A 21,194-nucleotide genomic window follows, 5' to 3' on the forward strand; every position below is an offset into this window, starting at 1 on the left:
GCGTGCTCAACTCGGCCCCGTTCCAGCACCGGTGGCGTGGCCCACTAATCTCTTGCCGAGAACTTCGCCGCAGTTTCCGCGTGTCCCCGTCAGGCCACCCCGCCGACCGGACACAGGATCGATCGCTCTGTATCCCGGCCCGATCGCTCCCGCCCCGACCGGGCGGACGCGGCGGAGTGTCCCCAGACCGCTGTACCCAGTGCCGGATGAGGAGAACGTCCAGGATGAACCGCAAGACTTTGGTGCTGCCGGCCGTACTCGGCCTGCTCGCCCCCGCGCTCGTCGCCTGCGGCGGCACGGACGGCGGCTTCGGCGGCGACAACGCCATCGTCGTCGGTACGACGGACCAGTTCACCGCCGGTGAGGACGCGCCCGCCCCGTTCGACCCCGCCTTCGCGTACGACACCGGGGTCTGGAACGTGCTCCGCCAGACCGTCCAGACGCTGATGCACGTCCCGCGCGGCGGCGGCGCGCCGGTCCCCGAGGCGGCCTCCCAGTGCGGCTTCACCGACCGCGCGAGCGAGAGCTACCGCTGCGTCCTGCGCGAGGGCCTGACGTTCGCGGACGGTACGCCGCTGACCGCCGAGGACGTGAAGTTCTCCATCGAGCGGACCCTCGCCATCAAGTCGGACAACGGCGCGGCGGGCCTCCTGTCGAACATCGACACGATCGAACGGAAGGGCGACAGCGAGGTCGTCTTCCACCTGAAGACCCCCGACGCCACCTTCCCGTACAAGCTCTCCACGCCCGTCGCCGCCATCCTCAGCAGCGAGAAGTACGAGGCCAAGAAGCTCCGCGACGGCTTCCAGGTGGACGGGTCCGGCCCGTACACCATGCAGGCCGAGGTCAGCGGCGACCGCGTCACCAAGGTCGTCTTCACCAGGAACGCCCACTACAAGGGCGACATCAAGGTCCGCAACGACAAGGTCGAGCTGCGCTCCTTCGGCGATGCCGACGCGATGGGGCAGGCCCTTCAGTCCGGCGACATCGACATGATGACCCGGACCATGTCGCCCGAGCAGATCAAGGACCTCAGCGAGACCCCCGAGCAGGGCATCAAGCTCACCGAGGTGCCCGGCCTGGAGATCCGCTACCTCGCCTTCAACACCGACGCCCCGTCCGTCAAGGACAAGGCCGTCCGCCAGGCCATGGCCGCCGTCATCGACCGCACCCGGCTCGCCGAGACGGTGTACGGGGCCACCGCCACTCCGCTCTACTCACTGATCCCCTCCAGCATCACCGCGCACACCAACTCCTTCTTCAACAAGTACGGCGAGCCCAACACCAAGAAGGCCGCCGGGATACTGCGCGACGCGGGCATCACCGCCCCGGTGAAGCTGACCCTGCACTACACCACCGACCACTACGGCTCCGCCACCGCCAAGGAGTTCGCGGCGCTGCGCGACCAGCTCAACGCCACCCAGCTGTTCGACGTCACCATCGAAGGCGCCGCGTGGTCGAAGTTCCGCCCCGCGCAGAAGCGCGGCGACTACGCCGTGTACGGCCTCGGCTGGTTCCCGGACTTCCCCGACCCCGACAACTACATCGCGCCCTTCCTCGACGCGGACAACTTCCTCAACACCCCCTACGTCAACAGCGCCACCCGCACTCGGCTCCTGCCCGCGTCGCGCCGCGCCGCCGACCGCAATGCCGCGACCCCCGCCTTCGCGCGGATCCAGGAGATCGTCGCCGACGACGTCCCGGTTCTGCCACTGTGGCAGGGCAAGCAGTACGTGGCCGCGCGCGACGAACTGACCGGCGTGGAGTGGGCGCTGAACACCTCCTCGGATCTGCAGCTCTGGGAGCTCGCCCGAGGTATCGCCTGACCCTGCTGTACCCGGCCGCGCACACGGGCTCGGCCGACGATGAGACCCAGAGGCAAGGTTCCTGTGAAGGCACACAACAAGTGGCTGACGGCCCCGCTCGCCGCGGGGCTTGCGGCCGCCATGCTGAGCGGCTGCGGCGAGGAGAAAGGTGGCGACGCCGGCGAATCCGGCGGCTCGGTGGTCGTCGGCATGTCCGACGAAGTCCTGGCGACGGACCCCGCCGCCGGTTACGACCCGGGCTCGTGGCTGCTGTTCAACAACGTCTTCCAGTCCCTGCTCAGCTTCCCCAAGGGCGCCTCGGTGCCCCAGCCGGAAGCGGCCGAGAAGTGCGGCTTCGACCAGGGCGGCAGCAAGGTCTACCGCTGCACACTGCGTGACGGGCTGAAGTTCACCAACGGCAACAGCCTCACCTCCGAGGACGTCAAGTTCTCCTTCGAGCGCGCGATGAAGATCAACGACGAGGCCGGCCCCGCGCCGCTCCTCGCCACGATCGGCAAGATCGACACGCCGGACGACAAGACGGTCGTCTTCACGCTGAAGGTCCCCGACGCCACCTTCCCCAGCAAGATCGCCTCGGGTGCCGGCTCCATAGTCGACCGCCGCGAGTACAAGGACGGAGAGCTGCGCGAGGACGGCAAGGCCATCGGCTCCGGCCCGTACAAGCTGGACTCGTTCAACGACACCGAGGCCGTCTTCTCGCCCAACCCCGACTACAAGGGCACGGCGAAGGTGAAGAACGGCGGCGTCACGCTGAAGTTCTTCCACGGTGACCGCAAGGCGCTGGCCGCGGCCCTGCAGAAGGGCGCCGTCGACGTCGCCTATCGAGGCCTCGCCGCCGCCGACATCGCCGAGATCCAGGCCTCCGACACCTCGTCGGAGAACGCGATCGAGGTCATCGAGGGCTCCAGCGCCGAGGTGCAGCACCTGGTGTTCAACATGGACCACCCGGTCGTCGGCAAGCCCGGCGTGCGCAAGGCCATCGCCTACCTCGTCAACCGCGACGCGCTCGTCGAGAACGTCTACCGGTCGACCGCCACCCCGCTGTACTCGATCATCCCGGCCGGGATCGTCGGCCACAACACGGCCTTCGTCAACGCCTACGGCGACCAGCCGCAGCCGGAGAAGGCCGAGAAGGCGCTGCGCTCCGCCGGCGTCACCGGCAAGGTGAAGCTCACCCTCTGGTCGACGCCCAGCCGCTACGGCCCGTCCACCGACGAAGAGCTCCAGGCGATCGCCAAGCAGCTCAACGACAGCAAGCTGTTCGACGCCACCGTCAAGTCGGTCGAGTTCGAGCAGTACGAGAAGGACATCAAGGCCGGCAAGTACGGCGTGTACGTGAAGGGCTGGGTCCCCGACTACCCGGACCCGGACAACTTCACCCAACCGTTCTTCGGCGAGGGCAACGTCCTCAACAACAACTACGAGAACGACAAGATCACCGGCACGCTGGTCCCGCGCACCGCCGCGACCGCCGACCGGACCGCCGCCGCCGAGGACTTCGGCAAGCTCCAGGACCTGGTGGCCGAGGACCTGCCGCTCCTCCCGCTCTGGCAGGGCAAGCAGTACGCGGTCGCCCGCGACGGCATCACCGGCCTGGAATGGACGCTGGACGCGTCCACCGTGTTCCGCTTCTGGGAGATCAAGAAGAGCTGATCTTGGAGATCGAGAAGAGCTGATACGGAGGCGGGGTGCCCGACGCGAGTCGGACACCCCGCACCCGTACGCCCGTCACTGGGCGCCGGGGCGCACCAGGCCGCTCTCGTACGCGTACACCGCGGCCTGGACGCGGTCCCGGAGCCCCAGCTTGGTCAGCACATGACCCACATGGGTCTTGACGGTCGTCTCGCTGACGAACAGATCGGCGGCGATCTCGGCGTTGGACAGCCCGCGCGCCACCAGCTTCAGCACCTCGACCTCACGCTCGGTCAGCGTGTTCAGCGCGCCCGGCACCGGCTCCTCGCCGGAGGGAAGCTGGTCCGCGTACTTGTCGAGCAGCCGGCGCGTGATGCTCGGCGCGAGCATCGCCTCGCCCGCAGCCACCACCCGGATCGCCTGCACCAGCTCATGGGCCGGGGCGTCCTTCAGCAGGAAGCCGCTCGCCCCGGCGCGCAACGCCTCCACCACGTACTCGTCCAGATCGAACGTGGTCAGCACCAGCACCTTCGCCGGCCCGTCCCGGCCGGGCCCGGTGATCTGCCGGGTCGCCTCCACCCCGTCCATCCGCGGCATCCGGATGTCCATCAGCACCACATCGGGCTGCAACGCCCGCACCTGGTCCAGCGCCTGGAGGCCGTCCCCGGCCTCACCGACGACCGCGATGTCCTGCTCCGCCTCCAGGATCATCCGGAAGCCGGTACGCAGCAGGGGCTGGTCGTCGACCAGTAGGACGCGGATCGCCACAGGTACTCCTTAAGGGCTCAGCTGACCGAGCCCATTCTGCCCTGACGGGCACCGCCCGACTCGGGCGGGACCAGCGCCCGCGCCCGTCTCGCCCCGGCGACGGCGGACCGGGTCATTCCGGACGCCGGGGCGGGATGATCGGCAGCGGGTACACCGGCGGAGTCCCGCCGAACTCCGGGCACACCGCCTGGTGGTCGCACCACCCGCACAGCTTCGTCGGCCGCGGCCGCCAGTCACCCGTCTCGGTGGCCTGCGCGATCGCGTCCCACAGCGCCAGCAGCTTCCGCTCGACGCGCAGCAGGTCCGCCTCCACCGGGTCGTACGTCATCACATCGCCGCTGCCCAGATACACCAGCTGCAACCGGCGCGGCACCACGCCCTTCAGCCGCCAGACCACCAGGGCGTAGAACGTCATCTGGAACAGCGCACCCTCGCTGTACTCCGGACGCGGCGCCTTGCCCGTCTTGTAGTCGACGATCCGCACCTCACCCGTCGGCGCCACGTCGACCCGGTCGATCACCCCCCGCAACCGCAGCCCCGACTCCAGCTCCGTCTCCACGAACAGCTCCCGCTCAGCCGGCTCCAGCCGCGTCGGGTCCTCCAGCGTGAACCACCGCTCCACCAGCTGCTCCGCCTCCGCCAGCCAGCGCGTCAGCCCCTCCCCGTCCGGGTCCTGCGCGAACAGCTCCGCCAGCTCCGGGCGCGACTCCAGCAGCCGGGTCCACTGCCCCGGCACCATCGCCTTCGCCTTCGGAGCCGTCCGCTCCACCGCCGGATCGTCGAAGAGCCGCTCCAGCACCGCGTGCACCAGCGTGCCGCGCGTGGCCGCCGCGCTCGGCTTCTCCGGCAGCTTGTCGATCACCCGGAACCGGTACAGCAGGGGACACTGCATGAAGTCGCTCGCCCGGGACGGCGAAAGAGACATCGGCGGCTGAGGCCTCGGGCTCGTGGTCATGACTCAGAACCCTACGGCCCGCCACTGACAGCGAGCGGCATACCATCGACGCCAGACCCTCCCACACTGCATGATCGTCGTGTGACGCTTCACACCGAAGGGATCCTGTGAACAAGGACGACGAGAGCGGCGAGCACACCCGCCCGCGGTCCGACACGAGCGGAACCACCACGCCCGACGGCGGAAAACCGCAGCGGACCGAGCGAGGCGGCGGCATCCTCATGGGCCGCCTCTTCGGCGTACCCGTCTACGTCGCCCCCAGCTGGTTCCTGGTCGCGGCGCTCATCACCTGGGTCTTCGGCGACCAGATCGACCGGATCCTGCCCGAACTGGGCAACGCGCGCTACCTGGTCTCCCTCTTCTTCGCGGTCGCCTTCTACGCCTCCGTACTCATCCACGAACTGGCCCACACGGTCGCCGCGCTCCGCTTCAAACTCCCGGTGCGCCGCATCCAGCTCCAGTTCTTCGGCGGCGTCTCCGAGATCGAGAAGGAGACCGAGACCCCCGGCCGCGAGTTCCTCCTCGCCTTCGTCGGGCCGCTGCTCTCCCTGGTGCTCGCCGGGGTCTTCTACGCCGCCATGTACGCCGTCGAACCCGGCACCGTGCCCGGCGTGCTGCTCGCCGGCCTGATGATCTCCAACCTCATCGTCGCCGCCTTCAACCTGCTGCCCGGCCTGCCGCTCGACGGCGGCCGGATGCTCCGCGCCGTCATCTGGAAGATCACCGGCAAGCCCATGAGCGGCACCGTCGCCGCCGCCTGGGTGGGCCGCGCCCTCGCCATCACCGTCCTCATCGGCCTGCCGCTGGTCACCCACACCGGGGCCCTCGGCAACGCCACCAACGAGATCAGCGGCATGGAGACCGTGATGGACGCGCTCCTCGCCGCCATCCTCGCCGCGATCATCTGGACCGGCGCCGGCAACAGCCTGCGCATGGCCCGGCTGCGCGAACACCTCCCCGAACTGCGCGCCCGCACACTCACCCGGCGTGCCGTCCCCGTCGAGCCCGGCACGCCCCTCTCCGAAGCCCTGCGCCGCGCCAACGAGGCCGGCGCCCGCGCCCTCGTCGTCGTCGACGGCCGGGGCGAGCCCACCGCCCTGGTCCGCGAGACCGCCATCGTCGGCATCCCGCAGCACCGCCGCCCCTGGGTCGCCGTCAGCGGCCTCGCCCAGGAGCTCACCGAGGGCATGCGGGTCCCCGCCGAACTGGCGGGCGAGGCCCTCCTCGACAGACTCCGCGCGCATCCGGCCACCGAATACCTGGTGGTCGAGGAGTCCGGCGAGATCTACGGCGTGCTGTCCACCGCGGACGTCGAGCGGGCCTTCGTCCAGGCCATGGCACGCCCCGGTTCCTGAACCCCATACACTGGTCACATGTCCGAACCGACCGGTGCCGCCCGCCGACGCGGGCCCTTCGAGGTCGGGGACCAGGTCCAGCTCACCGACCCCAAGGGACGCCACTACACGTTCACGCTCGAGGCCGGGAAGAACTTCCACACCCACAAGGGTTCCTTCCCGCACGACGAGCTGATCGGCGCTCCCGAGGGCAGTGTTGTCCGTACCACGGGGAACGTCGCCTACCTTGCGCTGCGCCCCCTGCTCCCCGACTACGTCCTGTCCATGCCCCGCGGCGCCGCCGTGGTCTACCCCAAGGACGCGGGGCAGATCCTGGCCTTCGCCGACATCTTCCCCGGCGCGCGCGTCGTCGAGGCGGGGGTGGGCTCCGGCTCGCTCAGCAGCTTCCTGCTCCGGGCCATCGGCGACCAGGGCATGCTGCACTCCTACGAGCGCCGCGAGGACTTCGCCGAGATCGCCAAGGGCAATGTCGAGCGCTATTTCGGCGGACCGCACCCCGCCTGGCAGCTCACGGTCGGCGACCTCCAGGACAACCTGTCCGACACCGACGTCGACCGTGTGATCCTGGACATGCTCGCCCCATGGGAGTGCCTGGAGGCCGTCTCCAAGGCACTCGTCCCCGGCGGCATCCTGTGCTGCTACGTCGCGACCACCACCCAGCTCGCCCGCACCGTGGAGTCCATCCGCGAGATCGGCTGCTTCGCCGAGCCGGCCGCCTGGGAGTCGATGATCCGCAACTGGCACGTCGAGGGCCTGGCGGTCCGCCCGGACCACCGCATGATCGGCCACACCGGCTTCCTGCTCACCGCCCGCCGCCTCGCGGACGGCGTGGAGCCCCCGATGCGCCGCCGCCGCCCCGCCAAGGGCGCGTACGGCGAGGACTACGAAGGCCCCAACAAGGGCTGAGGGCCCCCACAAGGGCTGACAGTCCCCACAGGGGCTGACGCTCCTGGGGCTGACGCCCCGACAACGCTCCGGCGCCGCCGTCGAGTTCCCGCCCCACGCGGGGAACTCGACGGCGGCGCCGCCACGTTCACCGTTTCCGCAGGAAACCGCCCCGACCCCACCGTTCCGCCTCCCTGTGACGTATGGCACGATGCTGGCCACCCCCACCGCACAGCCACAGGAGGCACTCCACGTGCAGACCTCCGTCGTTCCGGACCTCGCGCACACCCACGCCCGCCCGGTGCACTGGCTCGCCACCGCCGCCGCGATGGCCGCGGTCGTCGCGGGCGCCGGAACGCTGCAGCCCGAAGCCGCCACCGCCTCGCAAGCCGGCGTCACCACCGCGGCGGCCCCGGTGGCCGCCCCCGACGCGGCGGGCGTGACCTACCCCCTCGCATGCGCGGGCGCTCCCAGCGTGGTGACGAAGAGGGCGACGGGGGACATCGACGGCGACGGCCTGCCCGAGACGGTCGTGGCGGCGCGCTGCCAGGCGGGTTCCGGAACGCCCCCGAGCGGCCTGTACGTCCTGGCCGGCGGCGCAGGCGGCACAGGCGGCGCAGGCGGCGCAGGCGGCGCAGGTGGCGCGGGGCCGGAAGCCCGCGTGGTGGCCACGCTGGTGGAGCCCGCCGAACGGCAGTCCGTCGACGCGCTCGCCGTACGTGACGGGACGGTCACCGCGACCCTGCTCGGCTACTCCTCACCGGACGTACCGAAGTGCTGTCCCGATCAGCGGGAGACGGTCAAGTGGCGGTGGGAGGGCGGAAAGTTCATCCGCTCAGGCCCCGTCGAAGCACTCGGTAGATAACCGGTCACGCGGCGTCAGGGCCGTAGACTTCCACCCTGTCCGAAACCCGCCGTACGTGGATGCAGTCGCCCGGGCACTCCTTCGCGGAGTCCACGACGTCCTGGAGCAGGGGCAGCGGAACGGGCGTGGTGGCCCCCGGGTCCTGCAACAACTCGTCGTCCGCGCTCTTCACGTACGCCAGCCCGTCGATGTCGAGCTCGAAGACCTCGGGGGCGTACTGCGCGCAGATCCCGTCGCCGGTGCAGAGATCCTGGTCGATCCAGACCTCCAGAGCCTCGCCGGCGGCCGTGGTCGGAGCCTCGTGCTGCGCGGTCATATCCCCTGCCGTTTCCTGCGTCGGGTGAAGCGATGAGAAGTAAGTCGGGCCAGCCCTGACGGGTGTTGACCACACCGACGATACAACCGCCCGCTTTCAGATGTTGATGGGTGGGTATCCCCCTGGCGTGAGGGAGAGCGCAAGGGTGAAGATCGGACACACCCCGAGAGTCTTTGTGATCTAGGGGTTTCAATCACCACCAGCCCAGGTAGGGTCAGGAAGCGTCCAGCTCCCCTTGGAGGAGGTGAGGACCGTGGCAGCCCACGACGACGACATCAACCGCGGCATCCGGCCGGGGCGGGGGTCTGAAGACCCTGCCGGCCAGGTCGCCTATCTCGAGCAGGAAATCGCCGTCCTGCGACGTAAGCTCGCCGACTCTCCGCGTCACACGAGGATTCTCGAAGAGCGGATCGTCGAGCTGCAGACCAACCTGGCCGGCGTGTCCGCGCAGAACGAGCGACTCGCCAACACGCTCCGTGAGGCCCGCGACCAGATCGTGGCCCTCAAGGAGGAGGTCGACCGGCTCGCGCAGCCTCCGGCCGGCTTCGGTGTCTTCCTGCAGGCGAACGAGGACGGCACCGCCGACATCTTCACCGGGGGCCGCAAGCTCCGGGTGAACGTCAGCCCCAGCGTCGAGCTCGACGAGCTCCGGCGCGGCCAGGAAGTGATGCTCAACGAAGCGCTCAACGTGGTCGAGGCCATGGAATTCGAGCGCGCCGGGGACATCGTCACCCTCAAGGAGATCCTTGAGGACGGCGAGCGCGCCCTGGTGCTCGGGCACACCGACGAGGAACGGGTGGTGAGGCTCGCCGAGCCGCTGCTGGACATCACCATCCGCCCCGGCGACGCCCTGCTGCTCGAGCCCAGGTCCGGTTACGTCTACGAGGTCATCCCCAAGAGTGAGGTCGAGGAACTCGTCCTCGAAGAGGTCCCCGACGTCGACTACGACAAGATCGGTGGTCTGGGCAACCAGATCGAGCTGATCCGTGACGCGGTCGAGCTCCCGTACCTCTACCCCGACCTCTTCAAGGAGCACGAACTGCGGCCGCCGAAGGGCATCCTGCTCTACGGCCCGCCCGGCTGCGGCAAGACGCTGATCGCGAAGGCCGTCGCCAACTCCCTTGCCAAGAAGGTCGCCGAGGTGACCGGCCAGCCCGCGGGGAAGAGCTACTTCCTCAACATCAAGGGCCCCGAGCTCCTCAACAAGTACGTCGGTGAGACCGAGCGCCACATCCGCCTGGTCTTCCAGCGTGCCCGTGAGAAGGCGAGCGAGGGCACTCCCGTCATCGTCTTCTTCGACGAGATGGAGTCCCTGTTCCGCACCCGTGGCTCCGGTGTCAGCTCGGACGTGGAGAACACCATCGTTCCGCAGCTGCTCGCCGAGATCGACGGTGTGGAGGGGCTCGAGAACGTCATCGTGATCGGCGCCTCGAACCGCGAGGACATGATCGACCCCGCGATCCTGCGGCCCGGCCGGCTCGATGTGAAGATCAAGATCGAGCGTCCGGACGCGGAGGCGGCGAAGGACATCTTCGCCAAGTACCTGACACCTTCGCTGCCGCTGCACGCGGACGATCTGGCCGAGCACAATGGTTCCAAGGAAGCCGCTGCCCAGGCCATGATCCAGTCGGTCGTGGAGCAGATGTACGCGGAGTCCGAGGAGAACCGGTTCCTCGAGGTCACGTACGCCAACGGCGACAAGGAAGTCCTGTACTTCAAGGACTTCAACTCCGGCGCGATGATCCAGAACATCGTCGACCGGGCCAAGAAGATGGCCATCAAGGCCTTCCTCGACCACAACCAGAAGGGCCTTCGGGTCTCCCACCTCCTCCAGGCGTGCGTGGACGAGTTCAAGGAGAACGAGGACCTGCCGAACACCACCAACCCGGACGACTGGGCCCGGATCTCCGGAAAGAAGGGCGAGCGGATCGTCTTCATCCGCACCCTCGTCACCGGAAAGCAGGGCGCCGACACCGGTCGGTCCATCGACACGGTGGCGAATACCGGTCAGTACCTGTAGATCGCATTCCGGCTGCGGGTGCCCGGGGTTTTCCCCGCCAATGGCGGGGGAGGGCATCCGCAGCCGGTTGCTTTCACCGGCTTGGGCCATCATTCCGACCACACCGCAGCAATGACGCAATTGATCTCCCCACCAGCGCGGAGGCGTTCTAGGCTCGTCCGTACCGCCGAGTCGCGCAGTGCGGGGACGGGCACCGCACACGCACCGGAACAGCGGTACTTGAGCGCCTTTCCCGAACGGGGGCGCCGCCGGGCAAGGAGGGCCGCATGACTGTACGGCGAGTAATGGGCATCGAGACGGAGTACGGGATCTCCGTCCCCGGCCACCCGAACGCCAATGCCATGCTCACCTCGTCCCAGATCGTCAACGCCTACGCGGCGGCGATGCACCGGGCGCGCCGCGCCCGCTGGGATTTCGAGGAGGAGAACCCGCTGCGGGACGCCCGCGGCTTCGACCTCGCCCGCGAGGCCGCCGACTCCAGTCAGCTCACCGACGAGGACATCGGCCTGGCCAACGTCATCCTCACCAATGGGGCCCGGCTCTACGTCGACCACGCGCACCCCGAGTACAGCGCCCCGGAGGTGACCAACCCGCGCGACGCCGTCCTCTGGGACAAGGCCGGCGAGCGGATCATGGCGGAGGCGGCCGAGCGGGCCGCCCAGCTGCCCGGCGCCCAGCCGATCCACCTCTACAAGAACAACACCGACAACAAGGGCGCCTCCTACGGCACGCACGAGAACTACCTGATGAAGCGGGAGACCCCCTTCTCGGACATCGTGCGCCATCTGACGCCGTTCTTCGTCTCGCGGCAGGTCGTCACCGGCGCGGGCCGGGTCGGCATCGGCCAGGACGGCCATGAGCACGGCTTCCAGATCAGCCAGCGCGCCGACTATTTCGAGGTCGAGGTCGGCCTGGAGACCACCCTCAAGCGGCCGATCATCAACACCCGCGACGAGCCGCACGCCGACGCCGAGAAGTACCGCCGCCTCCACGTGATCATCGGCGACGCGAACCTCTCCGAGATCTCGACGTACCTCAAGCTCGGCACGACGGCCCTGGTGCTGTCGATGATCGAGGACGGTTTCATCACCGTCGACCTGGCCGTCGACCAGCCCGTGCGGACCCTGCACCAGGTGTCCCACGACCCGTCGCTGCGGTATCTGATCACGCTGCGCAGCGGCCGGACACTCACCGCTGTCCAGCTGCAGATGGAGTACTTCGAGCTGGCCCGCAAGTACGTGGAGGAACGCTTCGGGGCCGACGCCGACGAGCAGACCAAGGACGTGCTGGTCAGGTGGGAGGACACCCTCAACCGGCTGGAGAACGACCCGATGAGCCTGGCCGGCGAGCTGGACTGGATCGCCAAGCGGGAGCTGATGGAGGGCTACCGGCGCCGGGACAACCTGGACTGGGACGCGGCACGGCTGCACCTGGTGGACCTGCAGTACGCCGACGTACGCCCCGAGAAGGGCCTGTACAACCGTCTGGCGGCCCGCGGCAGGATGAAGCGGCTGCTGGACGAGGCGGCGGTCGACCGGGCCCGTACGAAGCCCCCTGAGGACACCAGGGCCTACTTCCGGGGCCGCTGCCTGGAGCAGTACGCCGACGACGTCGCCGCGGCCTCCTGGGACTCGGTGATCTTCGACCTGCCGGGCCGTGACTCCCTGCAGCGGGTCCCCACACTGGAACCGTTGCGTGGTACACGTAACCACGTCAAGGAGCTGCTGGACCGCTGCCGCACGGCCGAGGACCTGGTCCGCGTGCTGTCCGGCGGCTGAGAGCCCGCGAAAAAAGCTTCGCCGGGCAATCTCCGGGAATCATGGGGACAGCCCCTGGACGTTGGGAAAGTACAGGGCCGATGTCAGACCGTCCTTGTAGGGTCTGATCTTGAGAGACCGAACCAAGCGGGCAAACCGAGCGGGGTGAGGGATATGGCGACCAAGGACACCGGCGGCGGGCAGCAGAAGGCCACACGTTCCACCGAGGAGGTCGAGGAGCAGACGCAGGACGCGCAGGCCTCCGAGGACCTCAAGGAGCGCCAGGAGAAGCTGTCCGACGACGTCGACTCCGTACTCGACGAGATCGACGACGTCCTCGAGGAGAACGCCGAGGACTTCGTACGGTCCTTCGTGCAAAAGGGCGGACAGTAGCAGCTCGTTGTCCGTCCCGGGCCGTCGGTGAAAGCCGGTGGCACCGGGACGGATGACCGGCGACGGCACGGGTAAGGTCCGTGCACAGCACGCATGATCGGCCCGACCGCCGCAGCGGCGGGCCGCCGCCTCATTTCGGAAGGAAACGCGTGGAAGCCAACCCTCGTAGCACCGGGCGTCTGCCGGCAGCCTTCCTGACGCCCGGCTCGTCCTCGTTCATGGACTTCCTGTCCGACCACTCGCCCGACCTGCTTCCGGGCAGGCGCACCCTGCCGCCGGTGCAGGGCGCCATCGAAGCACCGCACGGCACGACCATCGTCGCGACCACGTTCCCCGGCGGTGTGGTGCTCGCCGGCGACCGGCGGGCGACCATGGGCAACATGATCGCCCAGCGCGACATCGAGAAGGTCTTCCCCGCCGACGAGTACTCGGCCGTGGGCATCGCGGGCACGGCCGGCCTCGCGGTGGAGATGGTCAAGCTCTTCCAGCTGGAGCTGGAGCACTTCGAGAAGGTCGAGGGCACCCAGCTCTCCCTGGAGGGCAAGGCGAACCGGCTCTCCACGATGATCCGCAGCAACCTGGGCATGGCCATGCAGGGCCTGGCCGTCGTTCCGCTGTTCGCCGGCTGGGACGTCGACCGCGAGAAGGGCCGTATTTTCAGTTACGACGTGACGGGCGGCCGCTCCGAGGAGCACGGCTTCGCGGCCACCGGCTCCGGTTCGATCTTCGCCCGGGGCGCGATGAAGAAGCTCTACCGCGAGGACCTGACCGAGCAGCAGGCGGTCACGCTGGTCGTGCAGGCCCTGTACGACGCGGCGGACGACGACTCGGCGACCGGCGGCCCGGACGTGGCCCGCCGGATCTACCCCATCGTCACCGTGATCACGGAGGACGGCTTCCGGCGGCTCACCGAGGCCGAGTGCTCCGACGTGGCCCGCTCGATCCTGGAGCGCCGTCTCGAACAGCCCGACGGCCCGCGCGCCGCGCTGCTGTGATGAACCCGCCACTGACAGAAAGGGACGGATAGCCGGTGTCGACGCCGTTCTATGTCTCACCCCAGCAGGCCATGGCCGACCGGGCGGAGTACGCCCGCAAGGGCATCGCCCGCGGCCGCAGCCTGGTCGTGCTGCAGTACGCCGACGGCATCGTCTTCGTCGGTGAGAACCCGTCCCGCGCACTGCACAAGTTCAGCGAGATCTACGACCGGATCGCCTTCGCCGCGGCCGGTAAGTACAACGAGTACGAGAACCTCCGGATCGGCGGTGTGCGCTACGCGGACCTGCGCGGCTACACCTACGACCGCGACGATGTGACGGCCCGGGGGCTCGCCAACGTCTACGCCCAGACGCTGGGCACGATCTTCTCCAGCGCGGGCGAGAAGCCGTACGAGGTGGAGCTGGTCGTCGCCGAGGTCGGCGACTCCCCGGCGGGCGACCAGATCTACCGGCTCCCGCACGACGGGTCGATCGTGGACGAGCACGGCTCGGTCGCGGTCGGCGGCAACGCCGAGCAGATCAGCAGCTTCCTCGACCAGCGCCACCGCGACGGGATGTCGCTCGCCGAGGCGCTGAAGCTGGCCGTCCAGGCGCTGTCCCGGGACACCAACGGCAGCGAGCGGGAGATCCCCGCGGAGCGGCTGGAGGTGGCGGTCCTGGACCGCACGCGCCCGCAGCAGCGCAAGTTCAAGCGGATCGTGGGACGCCAGCTGTCACGCCTCCTGGAGGCCGACACGCCGTCGTCCACCCCGACGGACGCCCCGTCGGACGAGGAACCGGACGAGTCGCAGGAGTAGCCGCTCCTGCCCCCGGTGCCCCGGACAGCTCGCGGCCCGGGGCACCGGCGTGTCCGGGTGTCAGCGGGCCCGAGCGGGGCCCGAGGAGCCACGGGGCACCAGGGTGACCGGGAGGTCGCCGCTCTCGGGCGGCCGGCCGGACAGCACGTCCAGCAGGGCCGCCATCCCGCGCTCCCCGATCCGTTCCGCGGGCAGCCTCACCGTGGTCAGCTCGGGCTCCACCGCCGTGGCGAGCGCCAGGTCGTCGAACCCGGTGACCGACACGTCCTCGGGCACCCGCAGCCCCAGTCGCCGTACGGCCTTGCAGGCGCCCGCCGCCACGATGTCGTCGTCGCAGACCAGGGCGGTCGGACGCGGCCCCGGCGCGCTCAGCGCGGCCTCTGCGGCCGCCCTGGCACCCGAGACGTCGAGCGGCGCGGGGACGGTCCGCACGGTCACCTCCGGCACGCCCCGCAGACACGCGGCCAGGGCCCGGGCACGTACATCGAAGGTCCAGGAGGGCACGGCCGAGGACAGGTGCGCGAAGCGGCGGTGGCCCAGGGCCAGCAGATGGCCCGTCACCTGGCGCATGCCGTCCCCGACGTCGAGGTTCACGTACGCCGCCGCGCCCGTATCGGCCGGGTCGCTGTCCAGCATCACCAGCGGCAGGTCCGTGCCGCGGATCGCCCGCAACGCGTCGGCGGCCATCGAGGAGGCGATCACCCCGTCCAGCGCCGCCCGCGCCGAGGCGAACGGGTCCTTCGCGGGGCCCACGCCCTGGGGGGAGGGGTACAGGACCACGCCGAACCCGTGCTCGGCGGCGACCGTGGCGGCGCCCGTGTAGACGCGGGCGAAGAACTCGTTGGTGAGCGCCGGCACCACCAGGAGCGCCGTCCTGGTACGGCCCAGCCGGAGGTTGCGCGCCGCGAGATTGGGGCGGTAGCCGAGCTCGTCGGCGGCGTCCCGCACCAGCCGGGCGGTGCGCTCCGAGACCCGCCCGCGCCACTTGTCGCCGAGGACCAGCGACACGGTCGCCTGCGAGACCCCAGCGGCCCGCGCGACGTCCCGGCTGGTCGGCCGGGGACGTGCGGCGGCGGGGCCGGCCGCCCGGTGGGGCGCGGGGTCGGGAGCCGCTGGGTCCGGGTGGTGCACGCACGCCTCCGCGTTCGACGATCACGCCCGCGAGGTGGACCCGCGGGATGCCGTCATGGTACGTATGACGCAGGAACGTTATACGTAAAACCTCGGCCGCGCCCGAGGGAGAGGGGCAGCAGATGGCAGCCGCGACGGGCGGATACGCCGACATCCTCAAGGCACCCCACGCCGCCCGCCTGCTCATCGGCACCCTCATAGGGCGGCTGCCCAACGGCACCGGACCCATCGCCATCATGGTCTTCACGCGCGCCGAGGGCGGCAGCTACAGCCTGGCGGGCGCCCTCGCCGCCGTGTACGGCATCGGCAACGCCATCGGCCAGCCCCTCCTCGGCCGCGCCGTCGACCTGTACGGCCAGCCCCGCGTCCAGCTGCCCGCGGCCCTCGTCTCGGCCCTCGGCATGGCGCTGCTCGTCCTCGCCGGCCTCGACCCGCTCCCCCTCACGTACACGGCCGTCGCCGTCGCGGGGCTGTTCACCCCGCCCCTGGAGGGCGGCCTGCGCGCCCTGTGGCCGAGCGTCCTGGGCCGCGAGGACCGGGTCCACCGGGCGTACGCCATGGACGCGGTGGCCCAGGAAATCATGTTCACGGTCGGCCCGTTGCTGGTCACGGTGCTCGTCGCGCTCTGGTCGCCCGCCGCCGCCCTGCTGGTCATCAACGCGATAGGCGTGGCCGGCGCCCTGTCGGTCGTCCTGTCCGAGCCCTCCCGCGCCTGGCGGTCCGCGCCGCGCGAGGCGCACTGGCTGGGGGCGCTGCGCTCGCCGGGGCTGCTCGCCCTGCTCGGATCGTTCTTCTTCGTCGGCCTCGCCCTCGGCTCCATCACGGTCGCCGGCTTCTCGTACGCCGAGGACCACGGCCGCGAGTCGGTCTACGGGTGGCTGATGGCCGCCCTGGGCCTGGGCGCGCTGATCGGCGGCGCGGTGTACGGAGCCCGGCACTGGGCGGGCGCCCCGGAGCGCCGGCTGCGGGTCCTCGTGGGCCTGCTGGCGCTGGGCTACCTGCCGCTGACGCTCACCCCCGGCGTGGTCGCCATGACGGCCCTGGCGGCCCTCTCGGGTGTCTTCCTGGCGCCCGCCATCGCGTGCGCGTTCATCGTGGTCGACCGGCACGCGCCGCGCGGCACGGTCACCGAGGCGTTCTCCTGGCTGGTCACCACCTTCGGCGTGGGCGCCGCCGCCGGAACGGCGGTGGCCGGCCCGGTCGTCCAGCACTCCGGCACCACCGCGAGTTTCGCCGTCGCGGGCGCCGGTGGATTCACCGCCCTGCTGGTACTCCTGGCCACCCAGCGCGCGCTGGCGGTTCCGCCCCGTACGGCACCGCACGGGGAAGATGTCGTGGCCACATCGGAAAATGATCGAAACGGTGCTGTCGAACCCGGTTTCAGCACAGGCCATCAGGCGTAATGTTCAGTCATGGACCGCCGCATTTTCGGGCTGGAGAACGAGTACGGCGTCACGTGCACGTTCAGGGGACAGCGCCGACTGTCTCCTGACGAAGTGGCGCGCTACCTCTTCCGCCGTGTTGTGTCATGGGGCCGCAGCAGCAACGTCTTCCTGCGGAACGGCGCCCGCCTGTACCTGGACGTGGGATCGCATCCGGAATACGCAACTCCCGAATGCGACAACGTGACCGAGCTGGTCACCCACGACAAGGCCGGTGAGCGCATTCTCGAAGGCCTGCTCGTCGACGCCGAACGCCGCCTGCACGAGGAGGGAATCGCGGGCGACGTCTACCTCTTCAAGAACAACACCGACTCGGCGGGAAACTCCTACGGCTGCCACGAGAACTATCTCGTCGCCCGTCACGGAGAGTTCTCGCGGCTCGCGGACATCCTCATTCCGTTCCTCGTCACCCGGCAGCTGCTCTGCGGCGCCGGCAAGGTGCTGCAGACCCCGCGCGGCGCCGTCTACTGCGTCAGCCAGCGCGCCGAGCACATCTGGGAGGGCGTCAGCTCCGCGACGACCCGCTCCCGCCCCATCATCAACACGCGCGACGAGCCGCACGCGGACGCCGAGCGCTACCGCCGCCTGCACGTCATCGTCGGTGACTCCAACATGTCCGAGACGACCATGCTGCTGAAGGTCGGCGCCACCGACCTCGTCCTGCGCATGATCGAGGCGGGCACGGTGATGCGGGACCTCACCCTGGAGAACCCGATCCGGGCGATCCGTGAGGTCAGCCATGACATCACCGGGCAGCGCAAGGTCCGGCTCGCCAGCGGACGCGAGGCCTCCGCCCTGGAGGTCCAGCGCGAGTACTACGAGAAGGCCGCCGACTTCGTCGACCGGCGCGGCATCCGCACCGGCACGGTCGCCCAGGTGCTGGAGCTGTGGGGCCGCACGCTCGACGCCATCGAGCAGGAGGACCTCGACCGTATCGGCACCGAGATCGACTGGGTCATGAAGTACAAGCTGCTGGAGCGGTACCGGGCCAAGCACAACATGACCATGTCGCACCCCCGGGTCGCGCAGATAGACCTCGCATACCACGACATCCACCGTCGGCGCGGGCTCTACTACCTGCTGGAGAAGAAGGGACAGGCCGCCCGGATCTGCGACGACCTGAAGATCTTCGAGGGCAAGTCGGTGCCCCCGCAGACCACCCGGGCGCGGCTGCGCGGCGACTTCATCCGCCGCGCCCAGGAGCAGCGGCGGGACTTCACGGTCGACTGGGTGCACCTCAAGCTCAATGACCAGGCCCAGCGCACCGTCCTGTGCAAGGACCCCTTCCGGTCGGTCGACGACCGGGTGGAGAAGCTCATCGCCGGGATGTGAGCCGGGGCCCTCGGTCCGCCCGGGTCGGTGATCAGCGCTGTGAGGCGCCGTGCGTTGCTCGTACGGCGCCTCACGCACGCCGTAGAGTCACGCCGTAGAGTGACGCGACACCCTCAGAGTGACGCGACACCCTCGCGAACTCGACAGCGAAGACCTACAGATCACGAGATCCCGACCAGATACGAGGCATTCCGTGCGCCGTCGCTCCCTCCTTCTCGCCGTCCCCGCCGGCCTGCTCACCCTCGCGGGCTGCGGCGACGACAAGTCCGACAAGGCCAAGACGGACGAGAGCCCGTCCACGCCGGCGGAGCCCACCACGAAGATCGTGGACGGCCCGCTGCCCGCCGTCACCGCGGGCACGAAGTTCGGTGAGAAGCCGACCGTCGCCAAGGGCCCCGGCAAGCCGTCGCCCGACCTCGCGGTGAAGACGCTCGTGGCCGGTACGGGCCCGGTGGTCGCCAAGGGCGACATCCTGCAGTTCGACTACCTCGGACAGCCTTGGGACACCGCCAAGGTCTTCGACAACTCCTACGACCGGGGCGTGCCGCTGACCATGCCGATCGGGGTCGGCCAGCTCATCCCGGGCTGGGACCGGGCGCTGCCCGGCAAGAAGGTCGGCAGCCGGGTCGAGCTGGGCATCCCGCCGGCCCTCGGCTACGGCACCCGGGGCAACGCGGACGCGGGCATCAAGGGCACCGACACGCTGGTGTTCGTGGTCGACATCCGCGGCACCTTCAACGGCAGGAGCTCCGCCAAGGGCCGCGAGGTCGCCCAGGACAACATCGACCTCCCCAAGGTCGGCACCAACACCGACGGCAAGGCCCCGTCCATCGACGTACCGAAGAAGCCGGCGCCGAAGAAGCTCGTGGCGACGTACGTCCTGGAGGGCGACGGCCCGGCCGTCAAGCCCACCGACAAGCTGCTGCTCCAGTACAAGGGCGTGCTGTGGGAGGGCGGCAAGGAGTTCGACTCCAGCTACAAGGGCGGGGAGCTCGCCCAGTTCCCGCTGCAGAACCTGATCAAGGGCTGGCAGCAGGGGCTCGCCGGGAAGAAGGTCGGCAGCCGCGTCATGCTCGTCGTCCCGCCGGAGCTGGGCTACGGCGCCCAGGAGTCCGGTGGCATCCCCGCCAACTCGACGCTGGTCTTCTCACTCGACATCCTCGCCGTGATGTAAGACTGTCCCGGTTGATCAGTACATCGTTTGAGGAGCACTGTTTTACGTGAGCATCGAGAAGCCCGAGATCGACTTCCCCGAGGGCCCGGCGCCCACCGAACTGGAGATCCAGGACATCTGGGAGGGCGAGGGCCCCGAGGCCAAGGCCGGCGACTTCGTCAAGGTCCACTACGTGGGCGTGGCCTTCTCCACCGGTGAGGAGTTCGACGCGTCGTGGAACCGCGGCAACCCGCTGCAGTTCCAGCTCGGTGCCGGGCAGGTCATCCCGGGCTGGGACCAGGGAGTGCAGGGCATGAAGGTGGGCGGCCGTCGCAAGCTGACCATCCCCCCGCACCTGGCCTACGGCGACCGCGGCGCCGGTGGCGGTCGTATCGCCCCGGGCGAGACGCTGATCTTCGTCTGCGACCTGGTCGGCGTCTGACCGGCCGGACCGCTTCCGACCGGAAACGGTCATCCGAGGGCCCGTGCCTGCCGGCATGGGCCCTCCGCTTTTGCCGCGACACCCCGGGGCGGTACGTTGAGCGGGCGATAGTGACTCCATAAGAAGAGGTGCAGGGCGTCGATGGCCATTGCCAAGGCCGAGCGGCTGATGAATCTGGCGCTGTGCCTGCTGGGGACCCGGCGCCCGCTCAGCAAGCGCGAGCTGCGCGGCTCGATCGAGGCTTACGTCGAGGCCTTCGGACCGGGCGAGAGCGCGGCCGGCTCGGACGACTCCTTCAACCGCATGTTCGAGCGCGACAAGGACGATCTGCGCGAGCTCGGCCTGGTCATCGAGACCGTGGAGAACCTCGACGGCGAGACCGGCTACCTTGCCCGCCGCGACTCCAACCGGCTGCCCCCGATCCAGTTCGACGCCGAGGAGGCCGCCGCCCTGGGCCTGGCCGCCAAGGTGTGGCAGCAGGCCCGCCTCGCCGGCGCGGCGAGCGGCGCCCTGCAGAAGCTGCGCGCCGCCGGGATGCCCGAGGCGCAGGACGCGTACGACACCCCGCACAGCGCCCTCGAACCGCGCATCCCCGTCCACGAGGCCGCCTTCGAGCCGCTGATGCTGGCCTGCCGCGACCGGCGCCCGGTCGTCTTCGAGTACCGCAAGGCCAACGCCGCCCGCCCTGAGACCCGGCACGTCGAGCCGTGGACGCTGGAGTGCTGGCGCGGACACTGGTACCTGGCGGGCTGGGACCGGGAGCGGGGCGCCGAGCGGGTCTTCCGGCTCTCCCGGATCACCGGCAAGGTCCGCTCCAGGGCCGGTGCGTTCACCGCGCCCGTGCCGGACGTCTCGACGGTGCGCGAGACCGTCGAGAGGTGGGCGGGGGAGACCGCGACCCGGTCCGCCGTGATCCGGCTGCGCGCGGGGTGCGGCTACCCGCTGCGGGCCCGTGCCGTGTCCGTACGGGACCTGGGTGACGGCTGGGACGAGCTGGAGATCCCGTACGGGCACGGGCTGGACGCCTGGCTCGTCGAGTTCGGCCCGGACGTCGTCGTACTCGAACCCGCCGATCTGCGGGCCGACGTGGTGGACCGGCTGCGCGCCGTGGCCAAGGGCTGAGGGGGACG

General features: G+C 69.9%; 19 protein-coding genes. 15 read left to right on the plus strand and 4 right to left on the minus strand.

Going from position 1 to position 21,194, the window contains the following annotated elements; genetic code table 11:
* The first annotated feature begins 224 nt into the window (after positions 1 to 224).
* Positions 225 to 1,826 carry an ABC transporter substrate-binding protein gene (locus QWM81_RS06020; protein WP_290110504.1) on the plus strand — a complete coding sequence of 534 codons (1,602 nt, stop codon included), beginning with the start codon at positions 225 to 227 and terminating at the stop codon, positions 1,824 to 1,826.
* A gap of 63 nt (positions 1,827 to 1,889) precedes the next feature.
* Entirely contained in the window at positions 1,890 to 3,479 is a 1,590-nt protein-coding gene (locus QWM81_RS06025; RefSeq protein WP_290110505.1) for an ABC transporter substrate-binding protein, read from the plus strand.
* 75 nt (positions 3,480 to 3,554) lie between these two features.
* On the opposite strand, the gene QWM81_RS06030 is transcribed toward QWM81_RS06025, so the two are convergent.
* Positions 3,555 to 4,226, minus strand: coding sequence for a response regulator (locus QWM81_RS06030; RefSeq protein ID WP_290110506.1), 672 nt, complete (start codon positions 4,224 to 4,226; stop codon positions 3,555 to 3,557).
* Positions 4,227 to 4,338: 112 nt separating this feature from the next.
* Positions 4,339 to 5,181, minus strand: coding sequence for a RecB family exonuclease (locus QWM81_RS06035; RefSeq protein WP_290110507.1), 843 nt, complete (start codon positions 5,179 to 5,181; stop codon positions 4,339 to 4,341).
* Between the two features lie 107 nt (positions 5,182 to 5,288).
* Here QWM81_RS06035 and QWM81_RS06040 point away from each other — a divergent pair, with 107 nt between their 5' ends.
* The 3 genes from QWM81_RS06040 to QWM81_RS06050 all read left to right on the plus strand — a co-directional run bounded on the left by QWM81_RS06040 (position 5,289) and on the right by QWM81_RS06050 (position 8,286).
* Positions 5,289 to 6,536: a site-2 protease family protein gene (locus QWM81_RS06040; protein ID WP_290110508.1), complete on the plus strand. Its 1,248-nt coding sequence runs from the start codon at positions 5,289 to 5,291 to the stop codon at positions 6,534 to 6,536.
* 18 nt (positions 6,537 to 6,554) lie between these two features.
* Complete coding sequence (locus QWM81_RS06045) at positions 6,555 to 7,442, plus strand: tRNA (adenine-N1)-methyltransferase (RefSeq protein ID WP_290110509.1); 888 nt, start codon at positions 6,555 to 6,557, stop codon at positions 7,440 to 7,442.
* Between the two features lie 232 nt (positions 7,443 to 7,674).
* Positions 7,675 to 8,286 (plus strand): hypothetical protein, encoded by a 612-nt coding sequence (locus tag QWM81_RS06050; protein WP_290110510.1) that lies wholly within the window; start codon positions 7,675 to 7,677, stop codon positions 8,284 to 8,286.
* Between the two features lie 4 nt (positions 8,287 to 8,290).
* On the opposite strand, the gene QWM81_RS06055 is transcribed toward QWM81_RS06050, so the two are convergent.
* The gene (locus QWM81_RS06055; protein ID WP_290110511.1) at positions 8,291 to 8,602 is read right to left on the minus strand and encodes a ferredoxin; all 312 of its coding nucleotides are present in this window, start codon (positions 8,600 to 8,602) and stop codon (positions 8,291 to 8,293) included.
* 253 nt (positions 8,603 to 8,855) lie between these two features.
* On the opposite strand from QWM81_RS06055, the gene arc reads away from it, so the two are divergent.
* The 5 genes from arc to prcA all read left to right on the plus strand — a co-directional run bounded on the left by arc (position 8,856) and on the right by prcA (position 14,564).
* Entirely contained in the window at positions 8,856 to 10,622 is a 1,767-nt protein-coding gene (gene arc / locus QWM81_RS06060; RefSeq protein WP_290110512.1) for a proteasome ATPase, read from the plus strand.
* A 266-nt stretch (positions 10,623 to 10,888) separates the two neighbouring features.
* On the plus strand, positions 10,889 to 12,400 hold the full coding sequence (gene dop, locus QWM81_RS06065; protein WP_290110514.1) for a depupylase/deamidase Dop: 1,512 nt from the start codon (positions 10,889 to 10,891) through the stop codon (positions 12,398 to 12,400).
* Between the two features lie 153 nt (positions 12,401 to 12,553).
* The gene (locus tag QWM81_RS06070) at positions 12,554 to 12,772 is read left to right on the plus strand and encodes a ubiquitin-like protein Pup (RefSeq protein ID WP_030356241.1); all 219 of its coding nucleotides are present in this window, start codon (positions 12,554 to 12,556) and stop codon (positions 12,770 to 12,772) included.
* Between the two features lie 149 nt (positions 12,773 to 12,921).
* The gene (prcB, locus tag QWM81_RS06075; RefSeq protein WP_290110515.1) at positions 12,922 to 13,767 is read left to right on the plus strand and encodes a proteasome subunit beta; all 846 of its coding nucleotides are present in this window, start codon (positions 12,922 to 12,924) and stop codon (positions 13,765 to 13,767) included.
* Between the two features lie 35 nt (positions 13,768 to 13,802).
* Positions 13,803 to 14,564, plus strand: coding sequence for a proteasome subunit alpha (gene prcA / locus QWM81_RS06080; protein WP_290110517.1), 762 nt, complete (start codon positions 13,803 to 13,805; stop codon positions 14,562 to 14,564).
* Positions 14,565 to 14,624: 60 nt separating this feature from the next.
* Here the strand turns inward: prcA and QWM81_RS06085 are convergent, their stop codons facing one another.
* A complete protein-coding gene (locus QWM81_RS06085) occupies positions 14,625 to 15,695 on the minus strand; it encodes a LacI family DNA-binding transcriptional regulator (protein WP_290110518.1) in 1,071 nt (356 codons plus the stop codon).
* Between the two features lie 122 nt (positions 15,696 to 15,817).
* On the opposite strand from QWM81_RS06085, the gene QWM81_RS06090 reads away from it, so the two are divergent.
* The 5 genes from QWM81_RS06090 (at position 15,818) to QWM81_RS06110 (ending at position 21,186) form a co-directional block, all read left to right on the plus strand.
* Positions 15,818 to 17,098, plus strand: a complete 1,281-nt coding sequence (locus tag QWM81_RS06090; protein ID WP_290110521.1) for an MFS transporter — start codon at positions 15,818 to 15,820, stop codon at positions 17,096 to 17,098.
* Between the two features lie 9 nt (positions 17,099 to 17,107).
* On the plus strand, positions 17,108 to 18,469 hold the full coding sequence (gene pafA / locus QWM81_RS06095; RefSeq protein ID WP_290110522.1) for a Pup--protein ligase: 1,362 nt from the start codon (positions 17,108 to 17,110) through the stop codon (positions 18,467 to 18,469).
* Positions 18,470 to 18,662: 193 nt separating this feature from the next.
* Positions 18,663 to 19,643: an FKBP-type peptidyl-prolyl cis-trans isomerase gene (locus QWM81_RS06100; protein WP_290110523.1), complete on the plus strand. Its 981-nt coding sequence runs from the start codon at positions 18,663 to 18,665 to the stop codon at positions 19,641 to 19,643.
* A 46-nt stretch (positions 19,644 to 19,689) separates the two neighbouring features.
* Positions 19,690 to 20,064 (plus strand): FKBP-type peptidyl-prolyl cis-trans isomerase, encoded by a 375-nt coding sequence (locus tag QWM81_RS06105; protein WP_290110525.1) that lies wholly within the window; start codon positions 19,690 to 19,692, stop codon positions 20,062 to 20,064.
* A gap of 141 nt (positions 20,065 to 20,205) precedes the next feature.
* On the plus strand, positions 20,206 to 21,186 hold the full coding sequence (locus tag QWM81_RS06110) for a helix-turn-helix transcriptional regulator (protein WP_290110526.1): 981 nt from the start codon (positions 20,206 to 20,208) through the stop codon (positions 21,184 to 21,186).
* The last annotated feature ends 8 nt before the right edge of the window (positions 21,187 to 21,194 follow it).

The sequence above is a fragment of the Streptomyces ficellus genome (assembly GCF_030406405.1).
GTDB classification, from domain to species: Bacteria; Actinomycetota; Actinomycetes; order Streptomycetales; family Streptomycetaceae; genus Streptomyces; species Streptomyces ficellus_B.

Bases quoted from the DNA above. Each gene is read 5' to 3' on its own strand.
- QWM81_RS06020 (WP_290110504.1), top strand. From the start codon at position 225: ATGAACCGCAAGACTTTGGTGCTGCCGGCCGTACTCGGCCTGCTCGCC.
- QWM81_RS06035 (WP_290110507.1), bottom strand. From the start codon at position 5,181: ATGACCACGAGCCCGAGGCCTCAGCCGCCGATGTCTCTTTCGCCGTCC.
- QWM81_RS06045 (WP_290110509.1), top strand. From the start codon at position 6,555: ATGTCCGAACCGACCGGTGCCGCCCGCCGACGCGGGCCCTTCGAGGTC.
- QWM81_RS06055 (WP_290110511.1), bottom strand. From the start codon at position 8,602: ATGACCGCGCAGCACGAGGCTCCGACCACGGCCGCCGGCGAGGCTCTG.
- dop (WP_290110514.1), top strand. From the start codon at position 10,889: ATGACTGTACGGCGAGTAATGGGCATCGAGACGGAGTACGGGATCTCC.
- QWM81_RS06070 (WP_030356241.1), top strand. From the start codon at position 12,554: ATGGCGACCAAGGACACCGGCGGCGGGCAGCAGAAGGCCACACGTTCC.
- QWM81_RS06090 (WP_290110521.1), top strand. From the start codon at position 15,818: ATGGCAGCCGCGACGGGCGGATACGCCGACATCCTCAAGGCACCCCAC.
- pafA (WP_290110522.1), top strand. From the start codon at position 17,108: ATGGACCGCCGCATTTTCGGGCTGGAGAACGAGTACGGCGTCACGTGC.
- QWM81_RS06110 (WP_290110526.1), top strand. From the start codon at position 20,206: ATGGCCATTGCCAAGGCCGAGCGGCTGATGAATCTGGCGCTGTGCCTG.